Source organism: Plantibacter auratus (assembly GCF_050587365.1).
Lineage (GTDB): Bacteria > Actinomycetota > Actinomycetes > Actinomycetales > Microbacteriaceae > Plantibacter > Plantibacter auratus.
Genome location: NZ_JBOBFV010000001.1, coordinates 714,387 through 736,774 on the forward strand (window position 1 = coordinate 714,387; position 22,388 = coordinate 736,774).

General features: G+C 70.6%; 21 protein-coding genes. 8 read left to right on the forward strand and 13 right to left on the reverse strand.

Annotated features, from left to right (window positions below; all coding sequences use genetic code 11):
• Positions 1–27: 27 nt before the first annotated feature.
• From dprA to ACQ3HE_RS03340, 10 genes are all read right to left on the reverse strand, one after another.
• Positions 28–1,374, reverse strand: a complete 1,347-nt coding sequence (gene dprA / locus ACQ3HE_RS03295) for a DNA-processing protein DprA (RefSeq protein ID WP_430891316.1) — start codon at positions 1,372–1,374, stop codon at positions 28–30.
• Complete coding sequence (locus ACQ3HE_RS03300; protein WP_430891318.1) at positions 1,371–2,900, reverse strand: YifB family Mg chelatase-like AAA ATPase; 1,530 nt, start codon at positions 2,898–2,900, stop codon at positions 1,371–1,373. The genes dprA and ACQ3HE_RS03300 overlap by 4 nt, the downstream gene beginning before the upstream one ends.
• A complete protein-coding gene (locus ACQ3HE_RS03305; protein ID WP_064296323.1) occupies positions 2,900–3,256 on the reverse strand; it encodes a YraN family protein in 357 nt (118 codons plus the stop codon). Before ACQ3HE_RS03305 ends, ACQ3HE_RS03300 begins: the two co-directional genes overlap by 1 nt.
• Positions 3,257–3,378: 122 nt before the next feature.
• Positions 3,379–3,702: a DUF2469 domain-containing protein gene (locus ACQ3HE_RS03310; protein ID WP_071260887.1), complete on the reverse strand. Its 324-nt coding sequence runs from the start codon at positions 3,700–3,702 to the stop codon at positions 3,379–3,381.
• Between the two features lie 12 nt (positions 3,703–3,714).
• Positions 3,715–4,359 carry a ribonuclease HII gene (gene rnhB, locus ACQ3HE_RS03315; RefSeq protein WP_430891319.1) on the reverse strand — a complete coding sequence of 215 codons (645 nt, stop codon included), beginning with the start codon at positions 4,357–4,359 and terminating at the stop codon, positions 3,715–3,717.
• Positions 4,359–5,108 carry a signal peptidase I gene (gene lepB / locus ACQ3HE_RS03320; protein ID WP_064296320.1) on the reverse strand — a complete coding sequence of 250 codons (750 nt, stop codon included), beginning with the start codon at positions 5,106–5,108 and terminating at the stop codon, positions 4,359–4,361. The genes rnhB and lepB overlap by 1 nt, the downstream gene beginning before the upstream one ends.
• Before the next feature lie 76 nt (positions 5,109–5,184).
• Complete coding sequence (rplS, locus tag ACQ3HE_RS03325) at positions 5,185–5,532, reverse strand: 50S ribosomal protein L19 (RefSeq protein ID WP_056006851.1); 348 nt, start codon at positions 5,530–5,532, stop codon at positions 5,185–5,187.
• A 187-nt stretch (positions 5,533–5,719) separates the two neighbouring features.
• The gene (locus ACQ3HE_RS03330; protein WP_137241868.1) at positions 5,720–6,250 is read right to left on the reverse strand and encodes a hypothetical protein; all 531 of its coding nucleotides are present in this window, start codon (positions 6,248–6,250) and stop codon (positions 5,720–5,722) included.
• A gap of 77 nt (positions 6,251–6,327) precedes the next feature.
• On the reverse strand, positions 6,328–6,987 hold the full coding sequence (locus tag ACQ3HE_RS03335) for a LuxR C-terminal-related transcriptional regulator (RefSeq protein WP_064296318.1): 660 nt from the start codon (positions 6,985–6,987) through the stop codon (positions 6,328–6,330).
• The gene (locus tag ACQ3HE_RS03340; RefSeq protein WP_430891321.1) at positions 6,984–8,237 is read right to left on the reverse strand and encodes an ATP-binding protein; all 1,254 of its coding nucleotides are present in this window, start codon (positions 8,235–8,237) and stop codon (positions 6,984–6,986) included. The genes ACQ3HE_RS03335 and ACQ3HE_RS03340 overlap by 4 nt, the downstream gene beginning before the upstream one ends.
• Positions 8,238–8,349: 112 nt before the next feature.
• On the opposite strand from ACQ3HE_RS03340, the gene ACQ3HE_RS03345 reads away from it, so the two are divergent.
• Positions 8,350–9,861, forward strand: a complete 1,512-nt coding sequence (locus ACQ3HE_RS03345; RefSeq protein ID WP_430891323.1) for a PspC domain-containing protein — start codon at positions 8,350–8,352, stop codon at positions 9,859–9,861.
• Positions 9,858–10,241 (forward strand): hypothetical protein, encoded by a 384-nt coding sequence (locus ACQ3HE_RS03350; RefSeq protein ID WP_430891325.1) that lies wholly within the window; start codon positions 9,858–9,860, stop codon positions 10,239–10,241. Before ACQ3HE_RS03345 ends, ACQ3HE_RS03350 begins: the two co-directional genes overlap by 4 nt.
• A 29-nt stretch (positions 10,242–10,270) precedes the next feature.
• Here ACQ3HE_RS03350 and trmD read toward each other — a convergent pair whose 3' ends face one another.
• From trmD to nirD, 3 genes are read right to left on the reverse strand one after another with little or no spacing between them, the layout of a single operon-like run.
• A complete protein-coding gene (gene trmD / locus ACQ3HE_RS03355; protein WP_085510627.1) occupies positions 10,271–10,978 on the reverse strand; it encodes a tRNA (guanosine(37)-N1)-methyltransferase TrmD in 708 nt (235 codons plus the stop codon).
• A gap of 46 nt (positions 10,979–11,024) precedes the next feature.
• Positions 11,025–11,783 carry a sirohydrochlorin chelatase gene (locus tag ACQ3HE_RS03360; RefSeq protein WP_430891327.1) on the reverse strand — a complete coding sequence of 253 codons (759 nt, stop codon included), beginning with the start codon at positions 11,781–11,783 and terminating at the stop codon, positions 11,025–11,027.
• Positions 11,780–12,154, reverse strand: coding sequence for a nitrite reductase small subunit NirD (gene nirD / locus ACQ3HE_RS03365; RefSeq protein WP_430891328.1), 375 nt, complete (start codon positions 12,152–12,154; stop codon positions 11,780–11,782). The genes ACQ3HE_RS03360 and nirD overlap by 4 nt, the downstream gene beginning before the upstream one ends.
• Positions 12,155–12,359: 205 nt before the next feature.
• Between nirD and nirB the strand changes: the two genes are divergently transcribed.
• From nirB to ACQ3HE_RS03395, 6 genes are all read left to right on the forward strand, one after another.
• A complete protein-coding gene (nirB, locus tag ACQ3HE_RS03370; RefSeq protein WP_430891329.1) occupies positions 12,360–14,963 on the forward strand; it encodes a nitrite reductase large subunit NirB in 2,604 nt (867 codons plus the stop codon).
• Positions 14,964–15,743: a uroporphyrinogen-III C-methyltransferase gene (cobA, locus tag ACQ3HE_RS03375; protein ID WP_430891330.1), complete on the forward strand. Its 780-nt coding sequence runs from the start codon at positions 14,964–14,966 to the stop codon at positions 15,741–15,743.
• Complete coding sequence (locus ACQ3HE_RS03380) at positions 15,740–16,903, forward strand: uroporphyrinogen-III synthase (RefSeq protein WP_079705653.1); 1,164 nt, start codon at positions 15,740–15,742, stop codon at positions 16,901–16,903. Before cobA ends, ACQ3HE_RS03380 begins: the two co-directional genes overlap by 4 nt.
• A gap of 177 nt (positions 16,904–17,080) precedes the next feature.
• Complete coding sequence (locus ACQ3HE_RS03385) at positions 17,081–18,499, forward strand: MFS transporter (protein WP_124769098.1); 1,419 nt, start codon at positions 17,081–17,083, stop codon at positions 18,497–18,499.
• A gap of 37 nt (positions 18,500–18,536) precedes the next feature.
• Positions 18,537–20,690 (forward strand): molybdopterin oxidoreductase family protein, encoded by a 2,154-nt coding sequence (locus ACQ3HE_RS03390; RefSeq protein WP_430891331.1) that lies wholly within the window; start codon positions 18,537–18,539, stop codon positions 20,688–20,690.
• A complete protein-coding gene (locus ACQ3HE_RS03395) occupies positions 20,687–22,348 on the forward strand; it encodes an FAD-dependent oxidoreductase (protein ID WP_430891332.1) in 1,662 nt (553 codons plus the stop codon). The genes ACQ3HE_RS03390 and ACQ3HE_RS03395 overlap by 4 nt, the downstream gene beginning before the upstream one ends.
• The last annotated feature ends 40 nt before the right edge of the window (positions 22,349–22,388 follow it).

A 22,388-nucleotide genomic window follows, 5' to 3' on the forward strand; every position in this document is an offset into this window, starting at 1 on the left:
GTGGCCTTCCCCCGCCGACCGATCACCTCACGCCCGTCCCCCGACGAGCACCCACCCTCGTTCGCGTTCCTCGACGGCCCCGGCGAGATCGAGCGCACCGAGCACGCCGCTGACCTCGCGAGGACTCAGCCCACTCGCTTTCGCAAGCGCCTCGACGGTGCGCGGCGAGCGGGCACTCATCACATCACGGACCCGGCGTTCCTCTGGCGAGGCGAACGCCTGCGCGTCCGCGTCGACCGCGGTCCATCCGGCGAGTTCCGCCATCTGCTCGGCGTTCGTCACGCAGGTGGCGGCGTACTCACGGATCAGGCGGTGACAGCCCGCCGACGACGGACTCGTGACCGGGCCGGGCACGGCTCCGAGCGGACGCCCGAGGGACGCAGCGTGACCCGCCGTGTTGATCGACCCGGAGCGGTCGCCGGCCTCCATGACCACTGTCGCAGCCGAGGCTGCGGCGATGAGTCGGTTCCGCTGCAGAAATCGCCATTTGGACGGTGTGGACCCGCACGGTGATTCGCTGATGACGGCTCCACCGGCTTCGCGGATCCGCCGGATGAGCGCATCGTGACCGGCCGGGTACGGCCGATCGACCCCGCCTGCGAGGTAGGCCACGGTGACGCCCCCGCTCCCGAGGGCGGCTCGGTGCGCCGCGCCGTCGATGCCGTACGCGGCACCCGACACGATCGCGAAGCCCCGATCGACGAGCCCGGCCGCCGCCTCGAGGGTGACGTGCTCGCCGTAACCGGACGCGGCCCGGGCCCCGACCAACGCGATGGCGCGTTCTCCCGCAGGGACGTCGGGAGAACCACGCAGCCAGAGGGCGTGCGGCGCGTGCACACCGAGGTGGTCGAACCCCGCATGCCAGCCCGGAGCGCCTGGCAGGAGTAGTCGGACGCCGACCTCGATGGCCACCTCGCACGCGGCGACGAGGTCAGCCGAGACGAGACGGGGGCGCCAGCGTTCCAGCGCACTTCCGAGCACGCGGGAGGCGGGCATCGCGGCGGGATCCTCGGACTCGGCATCGGCATCGGCCGACGTCGAGCCTGAGCCTCTCGACCACTCGCTGCCGAGGATACGGCGCTGCAGTTCGGTCGGCCCCACCCGTTCCAGAACCGCTGACAGTGCGCCAGCAGGGCCGAGCGCACCGACCACGAGCCCGGCCACGCCATCGCCCGGTTCGGCGATCATCGTCCAGGCCGCCCGAGCGAAGGCCGCCCGTATCCCGGCGGTGCCGACGTTGTCGTCGGCGTCCGAGACGCGCTCGGCACCTCCATCTGCGCGAGGACGGCCCGCGGCCTCGACCGACTCCAGGCCGCCGAGGCCTCGGACGAGGCGCTCGACCAACTCGCGGTCCAAGCCGAACCACGCACTCATGAGATGCCCTTCCGCAGGAAGAGGGCGCGCCCCAAGTGCTCCGCTGTGGGGCTGCCGGCCCCGTCGAGGTCGGCGAGCGTCCAGCTCAGTCGGAGGATGCGGTCGTAGCCACGCATGGTGATGCCTCCCCGCTCGAGGGAGCGGTCCAACGCGCTGGTGACGGATCTGGGCAGCCGCATCCGAGGGCTCCTGAGCCAGGTGCCGCTCGCCTGCGCGTTCGTGGTCCAGCCGGTGCCAGCCAACCGCTCGGCACTCGCGGCCCGCACCGCTTCGACGCGGGAACGAGCCTCAGCGGTGGAGACCCCACCCTCCCGCGAGAGACTCGTCAGTGCCGAGGTGATCCGGTGCACCCGCACGCGGATGTCGATCCGGTCGAGGAGCGGCCCCGAGATCCGCCCGAGATAGCGTCGACGGGCCTGCGGTGGACAGGTGCAGACGCCGTCTGCCGTGCCGTACTGACCGCAGGGGCAGGGGTTCGCGGCGAGGACGAGTTGGAAGGCGGCCGGGAACGTCGCGCTGCCGTGCGCACGATGCACGGTGACCACGCCGGCTTCGAGTGGCTGACGCAGCGAGTCGAGGACGTCGGCGCGGAACTCCGGTGCTTCGTCGAGGAAGAGCACGCCGTGCGCCGCGCGCGCGGCTGCTCCGGGCCGGATCTGGCGCGAACCGCCACCGATGATCGCCGCTGCCGAGGACGAGTGGTGCGGGCTCTCCCACGGTGGTCGTCGTGCGAGCGCGCCGTCCGGCGGCAGACCGATGAGCGAGCGGAGGCAGCTGACCTCGACCGCGGCCTCGGGCTCGAGGTCGGGAAGGATCTCAGGGAGCCGGGCGGCCAGCATGGTCTTGCCGGCACCGGGAGGTCCGACCATCATGACGTGGTGCCCGCCGGCCGCCGCAGCGACCATCGCGTCGACCGCCTCCGGTTGTCCGACCACGTCCGCGAGATCGAGTGGGTCGGGCGTGGGCAACCGATCGACCCGCTGTCGGACGGGTTCGAGGTCGATCACGGACAGTTCTGCACCGTGCCAGATCGCCGCATCGCGCAGCGAGGTCGCCCCGATCACCGTGACGCCGGGCACGAGCTGCGCCTCCTCCACGTTGGCGGTCGGCACCATCACCGCGTCGTAGCCGGCGCGGGCGACGGCGAGGACGGCCGGCAGCACGCCGACGAGCGGACGGAGCCGACCGTCGAGCCCGAGCTCACCGAGATGCACGACCCGCTCGGCGGACTCCCGGCGGACGAGGCCGCCCACGGCGAGGCAGGCGATCGCCATGGAGAGGTCGAATGCGCTCCCCTGCTTGGGCAGCGACGCGGGAGACAGGTTGATCGTGAGCTTGCCACCGGGCAGCTCGCAGCCGGAGTTCGCCGTCGCACTCTTGATGCGGTGCGCGGCCTCACCGAGCGACTTGTCGGGAAGCCCGACGATCGCCATGCCCGGTACGGTCGCGGCGGCTGACGCCTCGACCTCCACGATCGCGCCCGTGAGGCCGGCGAGCGCGACCGACCAGGTGCGTGCGACGGCCATCAGGAGACTCCCCGCAGGTGCTGGAGTCGCATGTCCCCTTCGGACGGCAGCACGATGCCGACGACGTCGACGCGCATCCGCCTCGAGCGCGGTCGGTGCTCAGCGCACCAGGCTCCGGCGAGACGACCGATCCGGGCCAGCTTGCTCGGCGTGACCGCCTCCGCGGGATCGCCGAAGCCGACGCCGGAACGGGTCTTCACCTCGACGAAGACCAGCGTGCCGTCGTCGTCCGCGACGAGGTCGAGTTCGCCCTGTGGGCATCGCCAATTACGGTCGAGGATGCGGTATCCGCACGCCTCGAGATGATCCGCCGCCACCTGCTCGCCGCGTCGGCCGAGCTCGTCCTTCCGTGCCATGTGCACCTCCTGGCATCCAGCCAAGCGTGCAGACGAGGCTCGTTACCCAGAGGTGGGTCTGTCGTCGACGAGCGCGCGGCGAGGCGTGCCTGTGGAGCGCTGTCGGTCGCGGGAACCGAGCCCTACTCGTCGAGCGTGAGTTCCTTCGGGAGTTCGAAGTCGCGCGAGGACAGCTGCTCGACGTTGACGTCCTTGAACGTGAGCACTCGGACGCTCTTGACGAAGCGGTCGGACCGGTAGACGTCCCACACCCAGACGTCGGTCATGGAGAGCTCGAAGTAGAAGTCGTTCGCCGTGTCGCGTCGCACGAGGTCGACCTCGTTGGCGAGGTAGAACCGGCGCTCGGTCTCGATCACGTACTTGAACTGCCCCACGACATCGCGATACTCGCGGTAGAGGGCCAGTTCGACCTCGCGGTCGTAGTCTTCGAACTCGTCTTCGTCCATGGTCTCTCCAGTCTACGTGTAGGCGGGCAGCCAGCTGCTCCGGTGGTGGAGGGTCAGGCCGTGCTCGCTCAGGGCCGACAGATGCTGCGCCGAGCCGTATCCCTTGTTGCCCTCCCACCCGTACTCCGGCAGTGCCTCGTGCAACTCGATCATCAGTTGGTCGCGGTGCACCTTGGCGAGCACGGACGCCGCGGCGACCGACGCGCAGTCCCGATCCGCTTTGACCCTCGTGGTGATGGTGAGCGGTCGCTGGAGCGCCCGGCTCAGCCAGTCGCTGTTGCCGTCGAGCAGGACGGTCGATCCCGTGACGTCCGCGCCGACGGCGTGCAGTTCGAGCAGCGCCCGACGGCCGGCGAGTCCGAGGCACGCGGTGATGCCGAGCTCGTCGACCTCCGCCGGACTCGCGAGCCCGACGGCCCCGTACAACACCCACTCGCGGGCCAGCGGTTCCAGGCGGGTCCTCGCTCGCTCGCTCAACAGCTTCGAGTCGCGGAGGCCCTCAGGGAACGGCCCGCACGCCGGGGCGACGACCGCGGCGCCGACGGCCACCGGGCCGGCGATGGCTCCGCGACCCACCTCGTCCATGCCGATGACCGACGGGACACCCGCAGCGAACAGTTCGTGCTCGACCTCGAGGGTCGGTTCGCTGACGGCCATCACTCCTCTTCTGGGGCGGGGATGCCCTGGAAGACGGACGGGTAGTTGTCGAGCCAGGCCCAGTTGCTGGACGGCCAGGTGATGACGAACGCGCGCCCCACGACGTTGTCGATCGGGACGAAGCCACCACCGGGTGTGTCGCCGTTGTACCGGGAGTCCTTCGAGTTGTACCGGTTGTCGCCCATGACCCAGAGCGAGCCCTCCGGGACGACGATGTCGAACGGGTCTCCGGACACCTTCTCGGTGCCGGCCGGGAGCTTCACGTACGGTTCGTTCAGCGGAACCCCGTTGACCGTCATCTGCCCGAGCGGGTTGCAGCATGACACGTGGTCGCCCGGCAGGCCGATGACGCGTTTGATGAGGTGGTCGTCGCTGTCGGGAGCGACGAGGCCGAAGATCGACAGCACCCATTCGACGGCTGCGGTGACGGGAGGCTGCGGAGCCTCGACCGTCTGCGGGAGCCAGCCGCCCGGATCCTGGAAGACGACCACGTCGCCTCGATTCAGCGAGACCACGTCGGGGACGAGCTCGTTCACCAGGATGCGGTCCTGGATCTGCAGCGTGTTCTCCATCGACCCGGACGGGATGTAGAACGACCGCACGAGGAAGGTCTTGATGAGGAAGGAGACCAGCAGCGCGACCACGAAGATGATGAGGAGGTCGCGAAGGAAGAGCAGCGCTCCGCGTTTGCCGCGGGGGCGCTGCTGGTGGTCGGGCGACGCGTCTGCCGCCAGGGAATTGTCTGTCATTTAACCGCCTGAGCTCCCCACCAGCTTATCCGGTGGGGAGCTCAGGAATGATCGCGGAGGGCGACCGGGAGGACGACTAGTTGTCGCGCTTCTCCTTGATCTTCGCCTTCTTGCCACGGAGTTCGCGGAGGTAGTACAGCTTCGCGCGACGGACGTCACCGCGGGTGACGACCTCGATGTGGTCGATGTTCGGGGAGTGGACCGGGAAGGTACGCTCGACGCCGACCTGGTAGCTCACCTTGCGGACCGTGAAGGTCTCGCGGACACCCTCGTTGGAGCGGCCGATGACGACACCCTGGAAGACCTGGATACGGGACTTGTTGCCCTCGATGATGTTCACGTGCACCTTGACGTTGTCGCCGGCGCGGAAGTCGGGGATGTCCGACTTGAGGGATGCTGCATCGACTGAGTCGAGAATGTGCATGATGATTCCATCTCTGCGACCGCCACAGGTCGACCGCTGAATACGTTCGGAAGGAAGGGTGTGCCCGATGCCGGCGTTCCCCTGTGGCAGAACTGCGGAGGCACAAACAGCAATTGTGTCATGAAAGGGCCTCGGATGGGAAACCGGGCCCCGATACGGCGCAGGCGACAGCGGCGGATACGGCCGCTCAGCGACGCTCGTCGGGCTTGGACTCCTCGATCACGATGAACTCCCCGCCGTCGATCGGACCGGGATCGAACCGTGGCTGCGGCGGGATCGCCGATCCGGGGACCGTGCCTGGCCCGGCCGCAGCGGCCATGCGCTCGAATTCGGCCATCGTCTCCCGGGCGCGGCGTGCCGTCTCGGAGATGAGTTGCGCGATGACCCCCCAGAAGGCGGCGAGGCCTGCGACGACGCCGAGGACCGCCCAGAGGGCGACGCCCGAGCTGAAGGAGCCGAAGCAGATGATCGTGACGTGCCAGAGCGTGAGCAGGCCGACGTCCGTCCACGACACGAGCTTCGTCGTCCGGACGCTGGCCCTGGCGGAGATGAGGAACGCGATCGCGGCGAGCGCGATGGCGAGGATCGGCATGGCGATGAAGAGCCCGAACAGGCTCCAGCCGCTCTCACCGAAGAGTCCCCATCCGACGAACGGCCAGGCGGGCAGCACGAAGATCGCGGCGAATCGCCAGTAGTAGAACGCCCGACGGATGATCATGCCTTCAGGCTACCGCCGGGCTCCTGAGCGCGCACTGGTCGTTCGCTGTCGGCCGATGTCGGTCCGGGCCCGAGTGGTCAGAGGAGCTTGCGCTGCAGCGCCCAGGCGGCGAGTTCGTGGCGCGAGGACAGCTGCAGCTTGCGCAGCACGCTCGACACATGGGTCTCCACGGTCTTCACGGAGATGAACAGCTCTGTCGCGACCTCCTTGTAGGCGTAGCCGCGGGCGATGAGGCGCATGACCTCCTGCTCACGGGCCGACAGCCGGTCGAGCTCGTCGACGGACTCCGCCGTCTCCCCCGTCACGGCACCGAAGGCGTCCAGGACGAAGCCCGCGAGCCGGGGCGAGAAGACCGCGTCGCCGTCGTCGACCCGCCGTGCGGCCTCCGCGACCTCGGCCCCCGAGGAGCTCTTCGTGATGTAGCCACGTGCGCCGGCCCTGATCACCCGGACCACGTCCTCGGCGGCGTCCGAGACGCTCAGCGCGAGGAACCGGGTGGCGGGCGCGATCGACACCGAGCCGGCGATCACGTCCGCGCCACCGCCGCCGGCGCCACCCGGCAGGTGGACGTCGAGCAGCACGACCTGCGGGCGCGTCTCCCCGATCACCCGGATCGCCTCCTCAACGTCACCGGCCTCCCCCAGCACCTCGATGCCGGGATCGAGTTCGCTGCGCAGTCCGGAACGGAAGATCGAGTGGTCGTCGACGATCACGACGGTCAGTGGTCGGTCGCTCATGGTCGGCTCCTCGGAACGGTCGGGACGGTGTCGGGCTGCGGCGCAGTCGGCGCGGCGTCGTGCACGGGCAGGACGAGACGGACCTCGGTACCTCGTCCGCCGGGCCCCGGACGGATGGTCGCCTCGCCACCGATGCGCTGCATCCGGCCGATGATCGACTCCCTGACCCCGAGGCGGTCCCGCGGGACCTGTTCCAGGTCGAAGCCGGGGCCGCGGTCGGAGATCGACACCTCGATCCGCTGCGGCGCCGTCTCCAGATAGACGGAGACGTCGCCGCCGGCGTGACGTGCCGCGTTGAGCACGGCCTCCCGCGCGGCGGCGAGGAGCGGCTCCGGAGCGTCGTCGATCGCACGCCCGACCGCGACGACGTCGACGCGCACCGCGTGGTCGGCCTCCACCGCGGCCGCGATGGTCCGCAGCTCGGTCGCGAGGTCGCCCGTCGGAGCGGTCCCGCCGGAGAAGAGCCAGTTCCGCAGCTCGCGCTCCTGCGCCCGTGCGAGACGGGACGCCTCGCTCCCCGGACCGGCCTGCTGCTGGATGAGTGCGAGCGTCTGGAGCACGGAGTCGTGCAGATGCGCGGCGATCTCGGCGCGGTCGGCCTCGCGCATCCGCGCGGCGCGCTCGTCGGCGAGGTCGCGGTTGAGCTGGAGCGCCCAGGGGGCGATGACCACGGCGACCCCGAGGAGCACGGCGATCGCTGCGACGATGACCGTCCACATGTTCGGGCGGTCACCGGTGACGAAGAACAGGAGGATGCCGAGGACGACGAGGACGAGCGCTCCGAGTACGCGGATCAAGAGGGCACGTGAACCTTCACCGCGACCACGCTCGCCGAACTGCCGCCAGGCGAGCGCAGCTCCCGCGAGGACGACGATGACGGGGATGACGGCCTCGAGTGGGATGTCCAGCCCGGTCCGGGTCGCGATCAGCGCGGTCCCGGCCGCGAGCAGGGCGATCCCGAGCAGCACCTCCGTGATCGGCGCGCGACGGGGGCCGTCGAGGTCGGCTCCCTCATCGGTCGAGGCAGGCCGGAGCAGGTGCTCCCGAGGATCGAGCGGTGCGTCCGCGCCCTGCGTCGGCGTCATGACCCACAGCCACACGTAGAGGAGCAGGCCCGCTCCGCCGCAGCACGCGAGGATGACCGTCGCCGTCCGCACCGCGGCGACGGGGAGACCGGTGTGCTCGGCGAAGCCGGCGCACACACCGCCGAGCAGGCGGCGCCTCGGCCGGATCATCACCTCGGTTCCCATGGAGCCATCCAAGCAGCTCGGCGTGCGGTCGGCACCCTGGGACAGCAGGATCAGGGTGCACTCAGGGTCATGCCGGATGGGCCCGACCCGCACGCTTCGCCAGAATCGGACCATGACGAACCACACCACGCCGCCCACCGGAGCGGAACCGGGGGCACCCGCCCCGCAGGATCCGACGACCCGCTTCTTCGACTGGTGGCGGTCCACCGGTCTCCGTCGCTCGAGCGACTCGTGGCTCGGCGGTGTCGCCGGGGGTGTCGCGGCCCGGCTCGGCCTCGATCCGATGATCGTGCGCGGAGCCCTCATCGTCATCGCGATCCTGGGCGGGCCGGTCCTCTTCGTCTACGCCGCGGGCTGGGCGCTCATCCCCGACCAGCAGGGTCGGATCCACCTCGAGCGTGCGATCCGGGGCGTCTTCGACCCGGCGATCGTCGCGATCGGTATCCTCGCGGTGCTCACCGTCGTGCCGTTCATGCGTGGCCTCTGGTGGGACGGCGTGCCGCATGCGTGGAACCTGCCGGGGTGGCTGGAGTCGACCATGACCGCCGGTTGGGTGATCGCCCTGGTCGCCGCGGCGGTCTGGCTGATCGTGATGTTCTCCCGCCGCGACCCCGGGCGGGCGACTCCGCCTGAGACACCGCCGCAGCGCGACCCGTGGACCAGCGACGCCTCGATCCCGAAGCCGACGGCACCATCGCCCACAGCCTCCCCCTCGGGCGCTGCCGGCTCGGCCCCGGCCTCCCCCGATGCCGCGAACCCGGTGTCGCTCGCGAAGGCCGATGGTTGGCCTGATGATGCGGGCACAACCGTCCCGCTCCCTGGAACCACCACCGCCACCGCCACCGCGTGGGACGGGGCTCCGAGCCAGCAGCGCGGCTGGACGAGTCAGGAGTTCCGGGACGAGATGAGCCGCCAGCGAGCCGAGCAGCAGGCCGAGCGTGAGACGAAGGCTCGTGAGCGTCGTGCCCAGCACCCCGGAGCGGCCTTCGTGGCGATCACCCTCGGACTGGCGCTGCTCGCCGGTGCCGGCGCGGCCGTCATCGCGGCGAGCGCCGGGTTCTCGATCCCGGTCGTCGTGGTCATCGGGCTCGCCGCAGCGCTCGGTGCGCTCGCTGTCGCGACGATCGTCGCGGGCATCAGCGGACGGGAGAGCGGCTGGCTCGGACTGTTCACCTGGGCCGCCGTGATCTCCTTGCTCGCCACCGGGGTGTTCCCCCTCGGCTCCTCCTTCCTGCCGGTCGGACGCACGACCTGGACCGTGACGTCGACGGATGCGGACGACCGACGCGGCTACGTGATGATCGCCGGCCAACCCACGCTCGACCTCGGGGAGCTCGCCCACGACGACGCCTTGCGCGGTGGCACGATCGACGTGTGGATCCTCGCAGGAGAGGTCGACGTGCTCATCCCCGAGGACGTGCCGGTGATCGTCGAGTTCTCAGCGATCGCGGGCACCCTGGAGACGGGACGCGATGGTCGGGACCGGACGGACCGCCGCGGCGGAGCCCTGTTCCAGGATGAGGCACGGTACGGACGTACGGCGTCGGGAGACACGACGCGGGTACGGGTGTGGACGGTCGCCGGCAGCGCCGTCGTGACCGAGGAAGCGGAGGCGGGACGATGAGCGAACAGGACGACCGGACCGGAGCGACGAGCATGTCGTTCCCAGTCGACGCGGCGACGGAATCGGCTCCGTCGGCGACCGATCAGACGGCCGCCGTGGAGTCGGACGCCACGCGACCGACCACTGCACAGCCGGCCACAGCGCCGACGGCCGGTGAGCCGAGGGCCGATGTCGGCACGACGGATCGGGGTGGTCGGGCGCCGCGCTTCGGCACGATCCTCTGGGGTGTGCTCCTGCTCGTCTTCGCCGGGGCCATGCTCGTCACCAATCTCACCGAGGTGCGCATCGACCCCCTGGGGTGGATCACCGGGGCGATCATCGCGACCGGGGCCGTCCTCGTCGTCGCCGGCATCGCCGCCGCCGTGCGACGTCGGCCCTGACAACCGTCACGCACAGGACCCCGGCGCGCTCAGGCGTCCGGCTCGTCAGCGGGCAGCAGATCCGGGCGGACCTCGCGGGTCCGCTCGATCTGCTGCTGACGACGCCAGGTGGCGATCGCACCATGGTTGCCGCTCAGCAGCACCGGCGGTACCGGGAGTCCTCGCCACTCGGCGGGCTTCGTGTAGCTCGGGTACTCGAGGAGCCCGTCTTCGTGCGACTCCTCGACCAGACTCTCGGGGTTGCCGACGACCCCCGGGACGAGCCGACCGATCGCCTCGATCATCGCCATCACGGCGACCTCTCCCCCGTTGAGGACGTAGTCGCCGAGGCTCACCAGGCGGACCCGCGCTCGGCTGGCGGTGTGGTCGAAGACGCGGTGGTCGATGCCCTCGTACCGGCCGCAGCCGAAGACGAGGTGCGGCTCGGCCGCGAGCTCGCGGGCCATGGCCTGAGTGAACACCTCACCCGCAGGAGACGGGAAGATGACCAGCGGCTCCTCCTCGGTGTCGTCACCCAGGATGCCGTCGAGCGCCTCACCCCAGGGCTCCGGCTTCATGACCATGCCGGCTCCCCCGCCGTACGGGGTGTCGTCGACGGTGCGGTGACGGTCGTGCGTCGAATCCCGCAGGTCGTGGACGTCCAATTCGATGAGCCCGCTCTGCTTCGCCTTGCCGAGCAGTGAGAGGTCCAGGGCATCGAAGAAGGTCGGGAAGATCGTGACGATGTCGATGCGCATGAGGAGCAGTCTATTCGCGCGACGGTCGTCGTCCCGGTCGCGCCGGTCAGCCCGACAGTCCGGCCGAAGCCTCCTCGTAGCGGTCGACCACGAGGTCGACGATGCCGGGATCGGGAACCTCGCCGAGGTGGAGGAGCGGCGGCGTCACGAGGTCCGCTCCCGCCTCCTCGAGCAGCCGCGCGAAGTAGCCGGGCGCCAGCAGGTAGGTGGCGATGATGACCCGCCCTCGCGGTCGGCTCGTTCGCGCCGCAGCCACCGCGTCGGGCACCGACGGCTGAGCCGCGGAGACGAACGCCGTCTCGACCGGCACCCGCAGTCGCGACTCCAGTCGACGTCCCATGTCGACGCAGTCGGCGACGGCCCTGGCGTCGGTGGACCCGGCCGCTCCGAGCACGATCCGATCATCCGGCGTCACGTGCAGCGCCTCCAGTCGCCTGGCGAGGACCGTCACGAGGCGGTCGTCCGGTCCCATCGCCCGCCCGAGTGCCGTCGGCCGATCCGTCGCCTCGAGGTCCTCGACGAGGTCGACGTGGACGTGGAACCCCGCGGACAGGAGCAAGGGCACGACCACCGCGGGCCGCTCGGGCTCGATCGAACCGAGAGTGGCCGGGACGTCGGGCTGCTGGACGTCGACGAAGCCGCCGGCGACGTGAAGGTCGGCACGCGCCCGTCTGACGGCGTCGACGAGCGCGGCGACGGAGGCCTGTCCGATCGGGCAACTCGTCCCGTGGGACACGGCCAGGAGCGCCGGACCCGTCCGCGGACGCGTCTGCGGGCGGCGAACCGCGGCCTCGAGCAGGGTCATGCGTCCTCCCCCAGCTCGATCTCCACGAACCCGCCCACGATGCGGGTGCGGAAGGTCTGGAGGAAGAGGTTCGGGTCGGTGAAGCACTCACCCGTGCCGAGGTCGTACACCTGCTTGTGCAACGGTGACGCGATCGTCGGTCGCTCCCCTCGAGAACCGACGATGCCGCGAGCCATCACCGGCGCGGCTGTGTGCGGGTCCCGATGGTCGACGGCGTAGACCTCATCTGCGCCGATGCGGAACACCGCGATCTGCCGGGCGCGGAGCAACGCCACCTCGCCCCAGGAGAGTTCGAGGTCGTCGATGGCGCAGACGCGTCGCCACTCGGCGAGCGCCGTCCGCCCGGTGTGCTCCTGCATCGCGATGCTCATCGTCGGCCTCCTGGTCGTGCGTCGGAGCACCGACGCTACGGGCGGGGTGTTTCGTCGGATCACCCGTGACGTTTCGGTGAGGTGAAACCGACCTCACATCCGGCCGGGCGTCGTGTGCGGTCCTGGACGCGTTCGGGACACATGCGGGCAACGGACCGGAAACGCCGTGTCAGTACGCTCGCTGGAACACGAGCCGAGGGGGCCCATGATGATCGATCCCACCGCAGGAGATCTGCCGCGTCGCGTCGTCGTGGTCGGCGGCGGCCCGGCCGCGCACCGTCTGGTCGATGCCCTGCACAGTCGCGACGCCGGGCGCACCATGCACATCACGGTCGTCTGCGAGGAGCTCCACCGTCCCTACGATCGTGTGGCACTGAGCAAGCGTCTCGACGATGCGGCGATCGACCTCACGCTCGCGCCGACGGGTGTCTGGGACGAGCAGCACGTGTCGCTCCTGCTGGGCGAACGCGCCGAACGGATCGACCGCGAGGCCCGGACGGTGCACACCTCCCTGGGGAGGGTCGTCACATACGACGAGCTGGTCCTGGCGACCGGCTCCTCGGCCCCGGTGCCCGAGATCGACGGTTCGGAACACGCCCTCGTCTACCGGACGATCGACGACGTGGACCTGCTGGTGTCGGAGATCGAGCGCATCGGCTCCCTGCGAGGTCGTCCCGCCCGGGTGATCGTCGCCGGCGGCGGGTTGCTCGGGCTCGAGGCTGCCGGTGGTGCGGCACGGCTCGGTGCTGAGGCGAGCGTCGTGCACTCCGGGTCGTGGCTCATGTCCGCCCAGCTGGACGAGGGAGCCGGTCGAGCCCTCGGGCGCATCATCGGCGGCCAGGGCATCGGTCTGCACCTGGGGACGAGGCCCCGGTCGATCCTCGTGGACGAGCAGGGCGGTGTCTCGGGCGTGAAGTTCTCGAGCGGCCAGCAGGTCGACGTCGACATCGTGGTGTTCGCGATCGGGATCCGCGCCAGGGACGAGCTGGCCCGCGATGCCGGGATCGAGCTCGGTGACCGCGGCGGTGTCGTGATCGGGACGGACTGCAGGACGTCTGCGCCGGGTGTCTGGGCCATCGGCGAGGTCGCCTGCTTCGACGGTCGATGCACCGGTCTCGTCGCACCGGCGAACGCGATGGCCGAGGTCGTCGCGGATCGGCTGCTCGGTGGCGAGGCGGAGTTCACGACCGTCGACGACGCCACGAAACTCAAGCTGTCCGGTGTCGACGTCGCGAGTTTCGGCGACGCGCTCGCGCGCACCGAGCACAGTCTCGAGATCGTGTACGCGGACCCGGCACGCGGGCTGTACCAGAAGCTCGTCATGACGGACGACGCCAAGACCCTCCTGGGCGGGGTCTTCGTCGGCGACGCCTCGCCCTACGCCTCGCTGCGCCCGCTCCTCGGCGCCGAGCTGTCGAGTGAGCCGGCCGCCTACCTGTCGGCGTCAGGGATCGAGGCACCGGCCGGGGACGAGCTCCCCGACGCAGCGCTCGTCTGCGCATGCAACGCCGTCACCGCGGGGACCGTCCGCGACGCGATCGCGGGCGTGCACGGCGAGGCGTGCACCGAGTTGGGGGCGCTCAAGACCTGCTCCCGCGCCGGGACCCAGTGCGGCTCCTGCGTCCCGCTCGTGAAGAAGATCCTCGAGACGGAGCTGACCAAGTCCGGCATCGCCGTCTCGCGCGCACTCTGCGAGCACTTCGAGCTGTCCCGGCAGGAGCTCTTCGAGACCATCCGGGTGCTCGGCCTCACCTCCTTCGACGAGATCCTCGCGCGCTACGGCACCGGCCGCGGCTGCGACGTGTGCAAGCCGGTGATCGGTTCCATCCTGGCCAGCCAGCAGGGTGGGTACATCCTCGACGGCGGCCGGGGGACGCTGCAGGACACGAACGACCGGGCGCTCGCGAACATGCAGAAGGACGGCACGTACTCCGTGGTCCCCCGGATCCCCGGTGGCGAGATCACACCGCAGAAGCTCGCGGTGATCGCGCAGGTCGCCACCGACTACGGGCTGTACACGAAGATCACGGGCGGTCAACGCATCGACCTGTTCGGCGCGCGCCTCGAACAGCTGCCCGACATCTGGCGCATCCTCGTCGACGCCGGCTTCGAGTCCGGACAGGCGTACGGGAAGTCGCTCCGCAACGTGAAGAGCTGTGTCGGGTCCAGCTGGTGCCGCTTCGGTGTGCAGGACTCCGTGGGCATGGCGGTCCACCTCGAACTCCGGTACCGCGGCCTCCGGGCACCGCACAAGTTCAAGTTCGGGGTCTCGGGGTGCGCGCGCGAGTGCGCCGAAGCACGTGGCAAGGATGTGGGGATCATCGCCACCGAGCAGGGCTGGAACCTGTACGTCGGCGGCAACGGAGGGTTCCAGCCGACCCACGCGCAGCTCCTCGCCGGAGACCTCGACGACGAGACGCTCATCCGGTACATCGACCGCTACCTCATGTACTACATCCGGACGGCGGATCGACTGCAGCGCACCGCCAGGTGGATGGAGGATCTCGACGGCGGACTCGACCACGTGCGGGAGGTCGTCGTCGAGGACTCGCTCGGACTCGCCGCCGAACTCGAACAGGCCATGGCCGCCCATGTGGACGGGTACGAGGACGAGTGGGCGGCGACCCTCGCCGACCCGGAGCGCCTCCGCCGGTTCCGGTCCTTCGTCAACGAGCCGGGCGACGCCGAACCGCGACTCGCGCGGGTCGCGGAGCGAGGCCAGTACCGGCCCGCGACGACGGAGGAGATCGAGCGCGGCGAGGCCGTCTATCTCGCAGGGCCTACCATTCCAGTGAGGGAAGGGGCGTAGATGTCGGGTCCAGGCAGGGTCACGCTCGTCGGCGGCGGACCGGGCGATCCCGCGCTGCTGACCGTCGCCGCCGTCGAGGCCCTCCGCGACGCGGACGTGGTCCTCTACGACCGGCTCGCACCCCACGACGCCCTCCCCGAGCTCGCCCCGAACGCGCTCCTCGTCGACGTCGGCAAGCGCCCCGGTCATCACCCGATCGGCCAGGACCGCATCGAGACGGTCATGGTGCGACACGCGCTCGACGGCGCGGCGGTCGTCCGGCTCAAGGGAGGCGACCCGTACGTCTTCGGGCGCGGCAGCGAGGAAGTCCTGGCCTGCCACCGCGCGGGCGTCCCCGTCCGCGTGATCCCGGGCGTCTCGAGTTCCGTCGCCGTGCCCGCGGCGGCAGGCATCCCCCTCACCCACCGGAATCTGAGTCACCTCTTCACCGTGGTCAGCGGTCACGCGCCGCTCTCCGACGAGGAACACCGTCACCTCGCCGGACTGGGCGGGACGATCGTCGTCCTCATGGGCGTCGGCACGCTGCCCTCAATCTCCCACGGGCTCCTCACCTCGGGGCTCGCCGCCGACACCCCTGTCGCGATCATCGAGCGCGGCTACAGCGAGACCCAGCGCACCACCGTGGCAGACCTCGGGACGATCCTCCACGTCGCGGCGGCCGCCGGTGTGCGGTCACCGGCGGTCATCGTGATCGGCCACGTCGTCGCCTTCGCCTTCGACGGTGACGCCGAGGCCTCGGAACTGCTGGCGCGGGCCGAACGTCTGGGGGCATCGGCGTGACCGACACCACCCCGCCGGCCGCTGACGCCGGCCCGGACGTCACGACCCCGGTTCCGGGATTCCGCGCGGACCAGCTCGAGGGCTTCCGGATCGGGGTGACGAGCGACCGTCGATCGCAGGACCTCATCGACGCCTTCGAGCGGCGCGGCGCCACCGTCGTGCACGCACCGACGCTGCGGATCGCACACGCACAGCACGACGAACCGCTCATCGACGACACGCGCGACATCATCGCCGCACGCCCCGACGTCCTGCTCGCCACGACCTCGTACGGCATCCGACGGTGGTTCGAGGTCGCCGACGCCGCTGGACTCGGCGACGAACTCCTCGAGGCGCTGGCCGAGACGGCCATCCTCGTCCGTGGTCCCAAGGCACGCGGTGCCATCCGAGCAGCCGGTCTGAACGACGTGGGCATGAGCGACCGCGAGACCACCGCCTCCCTCGTCGACAAGGTCGTCGCCGACTACCCGGCCGGTCTCCGCGTCGCCGTCCAGCTCCACGGGTACACCGACGAGCGCCAGCTCGAACGGCTCCGTGCCGTCCACCAGGAGGTGCACACGGTCGCCCCCTACCGGTGGACGGACCCCGATGCGACCGACGAGCGCGTGCGGCGACTCGTCGAGGCGATCGTCAGTGGCTCGCTCGACGCGGTCACCTTCACGAGCGCCCCGTCGGTCGTCGCCCTCTTCACGGCCGCGGAGGCACTCGGTCAGGAGGACGCCGTCGTCGACGCCTTCCGTCGCGACGTGCTGTGCGCGGCCGTCGGCCCGGTCACGGCGGCGCCACTGCTCGCCCAGGACATCGAGCCCATCGTCCCCGAGCGGTTCCGCATGGGGGCACTCATCCGGCTGCTGTGCGAGCATCTCGAACAGCACGCGATCCTCCGAGCCGAGACGCTGCACGGCCCGATCGCCATCCGTGGCGCCATCGTGGAGCTGCCCGGCTCGCGGGTCCGGCTCCCCCCGAACTCCCTCGCGCTCCTCCGCGCCCTCGTCCGTGCGAACGGAGCCGTCCTCTCGCGCTCCGCGCTGGCCGACGCGCTGCCCGCAGCCGCGGACCACCACGCGCTCGAAGTACAGATGAGCCGCCTCCGCCAGACGCTCGGCGTCCCCGGACTCATCAACACGATCGTCAAGCGCGGCTACCGCCTCGACGTCTGACGGCGGCCGGTCCGGCTCCTGGACCGCGGGCGGTCATCCGCCTCACCGGGGTGATGAGTGCCTGTGAGCAGGCGGTGATCCAGGTGTTACCTCGCGGGTGGGGCCCCGAAACACGGCGTCGGTAGCTTCGGAGACAGCACACGTCCCGTCCCGCTTCACCGAACGCTCGGAGCAGCCATGACCACGAACCTCGAAGCAGTCGACGCCCCACCGACCACGGCGACACCGACCGTCACCCCGGTCGCCCTGACCCACCGCCCCGGTCGTTGGATCGACGGGTGGAACCCCGAGGACAGCGCGTTCTGGGACCGGGAGGGCCGCGGCATCGCCGGGCGGAACCTCCGGTGGTCGATCTTCGCGGAGTTCCTCGGCTTCGTGGTCTGGCAGCTCTGGAGCATCGTCGTCGTCATGCTCCCGACGGCCGGGTTCTCGTTCTCCACGGCCGAGACCTTCTGGCTCATCTCGATGCCGAGCCTCGTCGGTGCGACCCTCAGGTTCCCGTACTCGTTCATGGTCCCGCGCTTCGGCGGGCGGAACTGGACGATCATCTCGGCGGGGCTGCTCCTCATCCCGTCCATCGCGCTCGCGCTGTGTGTGGGCAATCCGGACACCCCGTTCGGCGTCATGCTCGTCGTCGCCGGACTCGCCGGGTTCGGCGGTGGCAACTTCGCCAGCTCCATGTCGAACATCACCTACTTCTACCCGCAGCGGGAGAAGGGCTGGGCGCTCGGGCTGAACGCGGCGGGCGGCAACCTCGGAGCAGCGGTCGCACAGTTCGTCGTCCCCATCGCGGTCACCGTCGGAGCCGCCGCCACCCTCAACCTGAGTCTCGCCGGATGGATCTGGGTCCCCTTCATCCTCCTCGCGATGTTCGGTGCCTACCGCTACATGGACAACCTGTCGTCAGCGAAGGCGGACCTCCGCGGATCCGCCGCCGCGCTGCGGGAACCGCACCTCTGGCTCCTCGCACTCCTGTACATCGGCACCTTCGGCTCGTTCATCGGCTTCGCGAGTGTGTTCCCCAAGCTCATCGCGGACCAGTTCCCCGACTTCTCCTCCTTCGCCGTCGGTTCCGCGTCGATCTCGCTCGCGTTCCTCGGAGCCCTGATCGGTTCGCTGGCACGCCCCTTCGGTGGGCGTCTCGCCGACCGCTTCGGTGGGGCCGTCGTCACGATGAGTGCGTTCGCCGTCATGGCCCTGGGAGCGCTCGCGGTGCTGTGGACCCTGCCGCTGGCGAACTTCTGGCTGTTCCTCGGCTGCTTCCTACTCCTGTTCGTCGCCGCCGGTGTCGGGAACGGCTCGACGTACCGCATGATCCCGAGCGTCTTCGCGGCGCGATCCGGCCTGCGCGACGCCCACCACCGCAGCGGCGACGTCGGGACGCAGCGCAAGGCCGCCGCCGCGCTCGGGCTCATCTCCGCGATCGGTGCCTACGGTGGCTTCGTCATCCCACAGATCCTCGGGCTCTCGCACGGCGCGACCGGTAGCTACTCGGCCGCGTTCATCGGCTTCATCGGCGCGTATGTCGTCCTGTTCGCGGTCACCTTCCTCGTCTACTTCCGCAAGAACGCGTCACTCGCCGGCCAACGACTGTGAGCCGTCGCTCCACCCGCTCCTGACCGAAGGACCACGCATGCCTCGTCCCACCGCCCCGGTGACCGACACCCACTGCCCGTACTGCGCGTTGCAGTGCGCGATGTCCCTCACCCGAACGACGGCGGTGGACGGGGTCGCTGCGAGGCTCCCGGTCGACGTCGCCGGGCGGGACTTCCCGACGAACCGGGGCGGCCTCTGCAAGAAGGGGTGGACGTCGGCCGAGCTCCTCGCGCGGGGCGATCGCCTCACGACCCCCTTGGTGCGCGACGCCACCGGTGAGCTGGTCGAGACGAGCTGGGATGCGGCCCTCGACCTCGTCACATCGACCATCCTCCGCATCCGTGGTGAGCGCGGGGCGGACGCGATCGGAGTCTTCGGAGGCGGTGGCCTCACGAACGAGAAGGCCTACCAGCTGGGCAAGTTCGCCAGGATCGCGATCGGGACGAGCCGGATCGACTACAACGGCCGGTTCTGCATGTCCTCCGCCGCGGCAGCGGGCAACCGTGCGTTCGGGATCGACCGGGGGCTGCCGTTCCCACTGGAGGACCTCGACGGTGCGTCGACCGTCCTCCTCCTCGGATCCAACGTCGCGGAGACGATGCCCCCGTTCATCGGTCATCTCGTCGGTGCTCAGGCCTCCGGTGGCCTCATCGTGGTCGATCCGCGCCGCTCGGCCACCGCGCGACTCACCGAGACCGGTCGTGGACTCCACGTGCAGCCCGCGCCCGGGACGGATCTGGTCCTGCTCCTGGGGCTCACGCACATCGTCCTCGCCGAAGGGCTCGCAGACGAGGCCTACCTGGCCGAGCGCACGACCGGGCTGGACGGCCTGCGCCGCAGCGTGAGCGCGTGGTGGCCGGAACGCGTCCAATCCGTGACCGGCGTGCCGGCGCCGGTCCTCCGAGACGTGGCTCGTCGGCTCGCCGCCTCGGACGGCACCTACATCCTCACCGGTCGCGGCGTCGAGCAGCATGTCGACGGCACCGACACGGCCACCGCCGCCATCAACCTCGCACTCGTGCTCGGACTACCGGGCCGGCCGGGATCGGGCTACGGCACGCTCACCGGCCAGGGCAACGGCCAGGGCGGTCGCGAACACGGTCAGAAGTGCGACCAACTGCCCGGGTACCGCAAGATCACCGATCCGGAAGCCCGCCGTCACGTCGCCGAGGTATGGGGTGTACCGGTCGAGTCGATCCCGGGTCCCGGGCTGCCGGCCGTCGCCCTCCTCAACCGACTCGGTGAACCGGACGGTGTGCACGCCCTCCTGGTCCACGGCTCGAACGTCGTCGTATCCGCTCCGAACGTGCAGACGGTCCGGGACGGACTCGGCCGCCTCGAGCTGCTCGTCGTCTGCGACTTCTTCCTGTCTGAGACCGCCGCGCTCGCAGACGTCGTCCTCCCGACGACGCAGTGGGCGGAGGAGGAGGGCACCATGACCTCGCTGGAGGGGCGCGTGATCCGCCGCCGGCGGGCGCTCGATGCTCCGGTCGGCGTCCGCAGCGAGCTCTGGATCATGCACGAACTCGCCCGTCGTCTCGATGCTCCGGGCCGATTCGAGCTGGACCCGTCGATCGTGTTCGACGAGTTGGCGGCCGCATCCGCCGGAGGCCTCGCCGACTACTCGGGACTGAGCCACGCCCTCCTCGACACCGGGCTCGCCGCGTACTGGCCGTTCCCCGTCGGCAGCGGCGGCACGCCCCGGCTGTTCACGGAACGGTTCGCACACGACGACGGTCTCGCCCGGATCATCCCGGTCCGCCCCGCGACGGTCTCGGAGTCACCGGAGACCGGGGAGGAACTCACCCTGACGACCGGACGCCTCCTCGAGCACTACCAGTCGGGCACCCAGACCCGCCGCGTCCCCGAGCTCGACGACGCCCGTCCCGAAGTCTTCGTCCAGGTCCACCCCGCGACGGCGGCACGACTCGGGATCGTCGAAGGCGGACTGGTCGAGGTCTCGAACCGTCGGGGCACGCTGACGGCTCGAGCCAGTGTCGACGGCGACATCCGTCACGACACCGTCTTCCTGCCGTTCCACTACCCGGGCGACGCGTCGGCGAACCTCCTGACGCAGGACGCGGTCGATCCGATCTCGGGGATGCCGGACTTCAAGCGCGCGGCGGTGCGGCTGCGCCCGGCCGCTGGCGCACCGCTGCCGGAAGCCACAGCGACCGGAGCCCTCCGATGAGTCCGCGACCAGGTCGCGAACTCCGCATCGTCGTGGTCGGATTCGGCCCGGTCGGTGCGCGATTCGCCGAGGAGGTCGCCCCTGGCGTGCGGAACGGCTCGATCCACGTGACCGTGGTCGGGCAGGAACCGGTCGACGCGTACAACCGGGTGCTGGTCGCCGATCACGCGGTCGGCTCGACCGGACTCGCCGACATGACGCTCGTCAGTGCCGAGGACCTCGCCTTGGACGGTATCCGTGTCCTGCGCGGCACGACCGCGATGCAGATCGATCGCGAGACGCGGACCGTCGAACTCGACACCGGGGAGACGCTCCCCTACGACCGCCTCGTCTTGGCGACGGGTGCGCGCGCGAACGTTCCGACACTCGACGGCGTCGATCGACGGAAGCGGGACCTCCCGGCGCTCGAGAAGTACGGACGGTCGTTGCTGCTGTCCGACCACGACCTCCCCCGCGGCGTCTGCACCCTGCGTGACCTCGCGGACGCCGACGCCGTCGCCGAGGTCGTCCGATCGGGCGGCCGGATCGTCGTCCTGGGTGCCGGTGTCCTGGGACTGGAGCTCGCGCTCTCCGCCGCGCGCGCCGGCGCCGACGTGGTCGTCGTCCACCACGGCCCCACCCCGATGCCGCGGAACCTCGACCGCGGCGGCGGCTCCGTGCTCGCCGCGGCGCTCCGGGCAGCGGGAGTGGAGGTCATCGCACACAGCCGCGCCGAGGCGGTCGGTCATCGGGACGGCCCCGCGGGCGGGAGGCACTTCGACGCGCTGATCACCGCTGACGGGAAACGGATCACCGGCGATCTGCTCGTCCTGTCGTGCGGGGTGAGCGCACGCTCCGATCTGGCGATCCTCGCCGGGGTCCGTGTCGGCTCCGGCGTGCTCGTCGGCGAAGACCTCAGCAGCTGGTCGGACGAACGGATCTTCGCCATCGGCGACTGCGCGCACGTGCTGGCGCCGACACCGGAGCTGCGCAGCGAGCGCATCGTCCCCGGCGGCCCGTCGGGGCTCATCGGCCCAGGATGGCGGCAGGCCGAGTGGCTCGCCGCTCGATTCCTGATCGAGGCCGCGGCCGGCGGACCACCGCTCGAGCTGGGTCCACCACCGGTCGAGCGGGCGAGCACCGTCGCACTCAAGGCCGAGCGGGTCGACGTCGTCGCGGTCGGCGACGTCCAGGCCGAGCCCTGGGACGTCGAGTCGACGACCGCTGACGGGTGCAGCGTGCATCCGGCCGCTCCGCGCAGCGTCTCGGTGTGGGCGGACCCCGACCACGGCCGCTACGTCAAGATGATCACCCGCGCCGGGGTCCTGACCGCCTTCGTCTGCGTCGGTATGCCGCGAACTGCGGCCGAGCTGACGCTCCTGTACGACGGGGGCGGCGAACTGCCGGCGGATCGCTCGGTCCTCCTCCGGCTCGACGGGCCGGACGCGATCGGTGGTGCCTCCGTCGATGCGTTCGCCCCCTCGACGACCGTCTGTACGTGCAACGGCGTGACGGTCGGCAGGATCATGGATGCCGCGCAATCGGGCAGTACCACGGTCGCCTGCATCGGTAAGGCGACCCGCGCCGGTACCGGCTGCGGTGGGTGCACCGGCCGGATCGCCGCGGTCCTCGAGCGGGTCGCGGACGGTGATCGTCAAAGCGAGCCGGTACCGGCGTGATCTGCCGGAGACGACGACGGAGGCGCCGGTTGCACGCAAC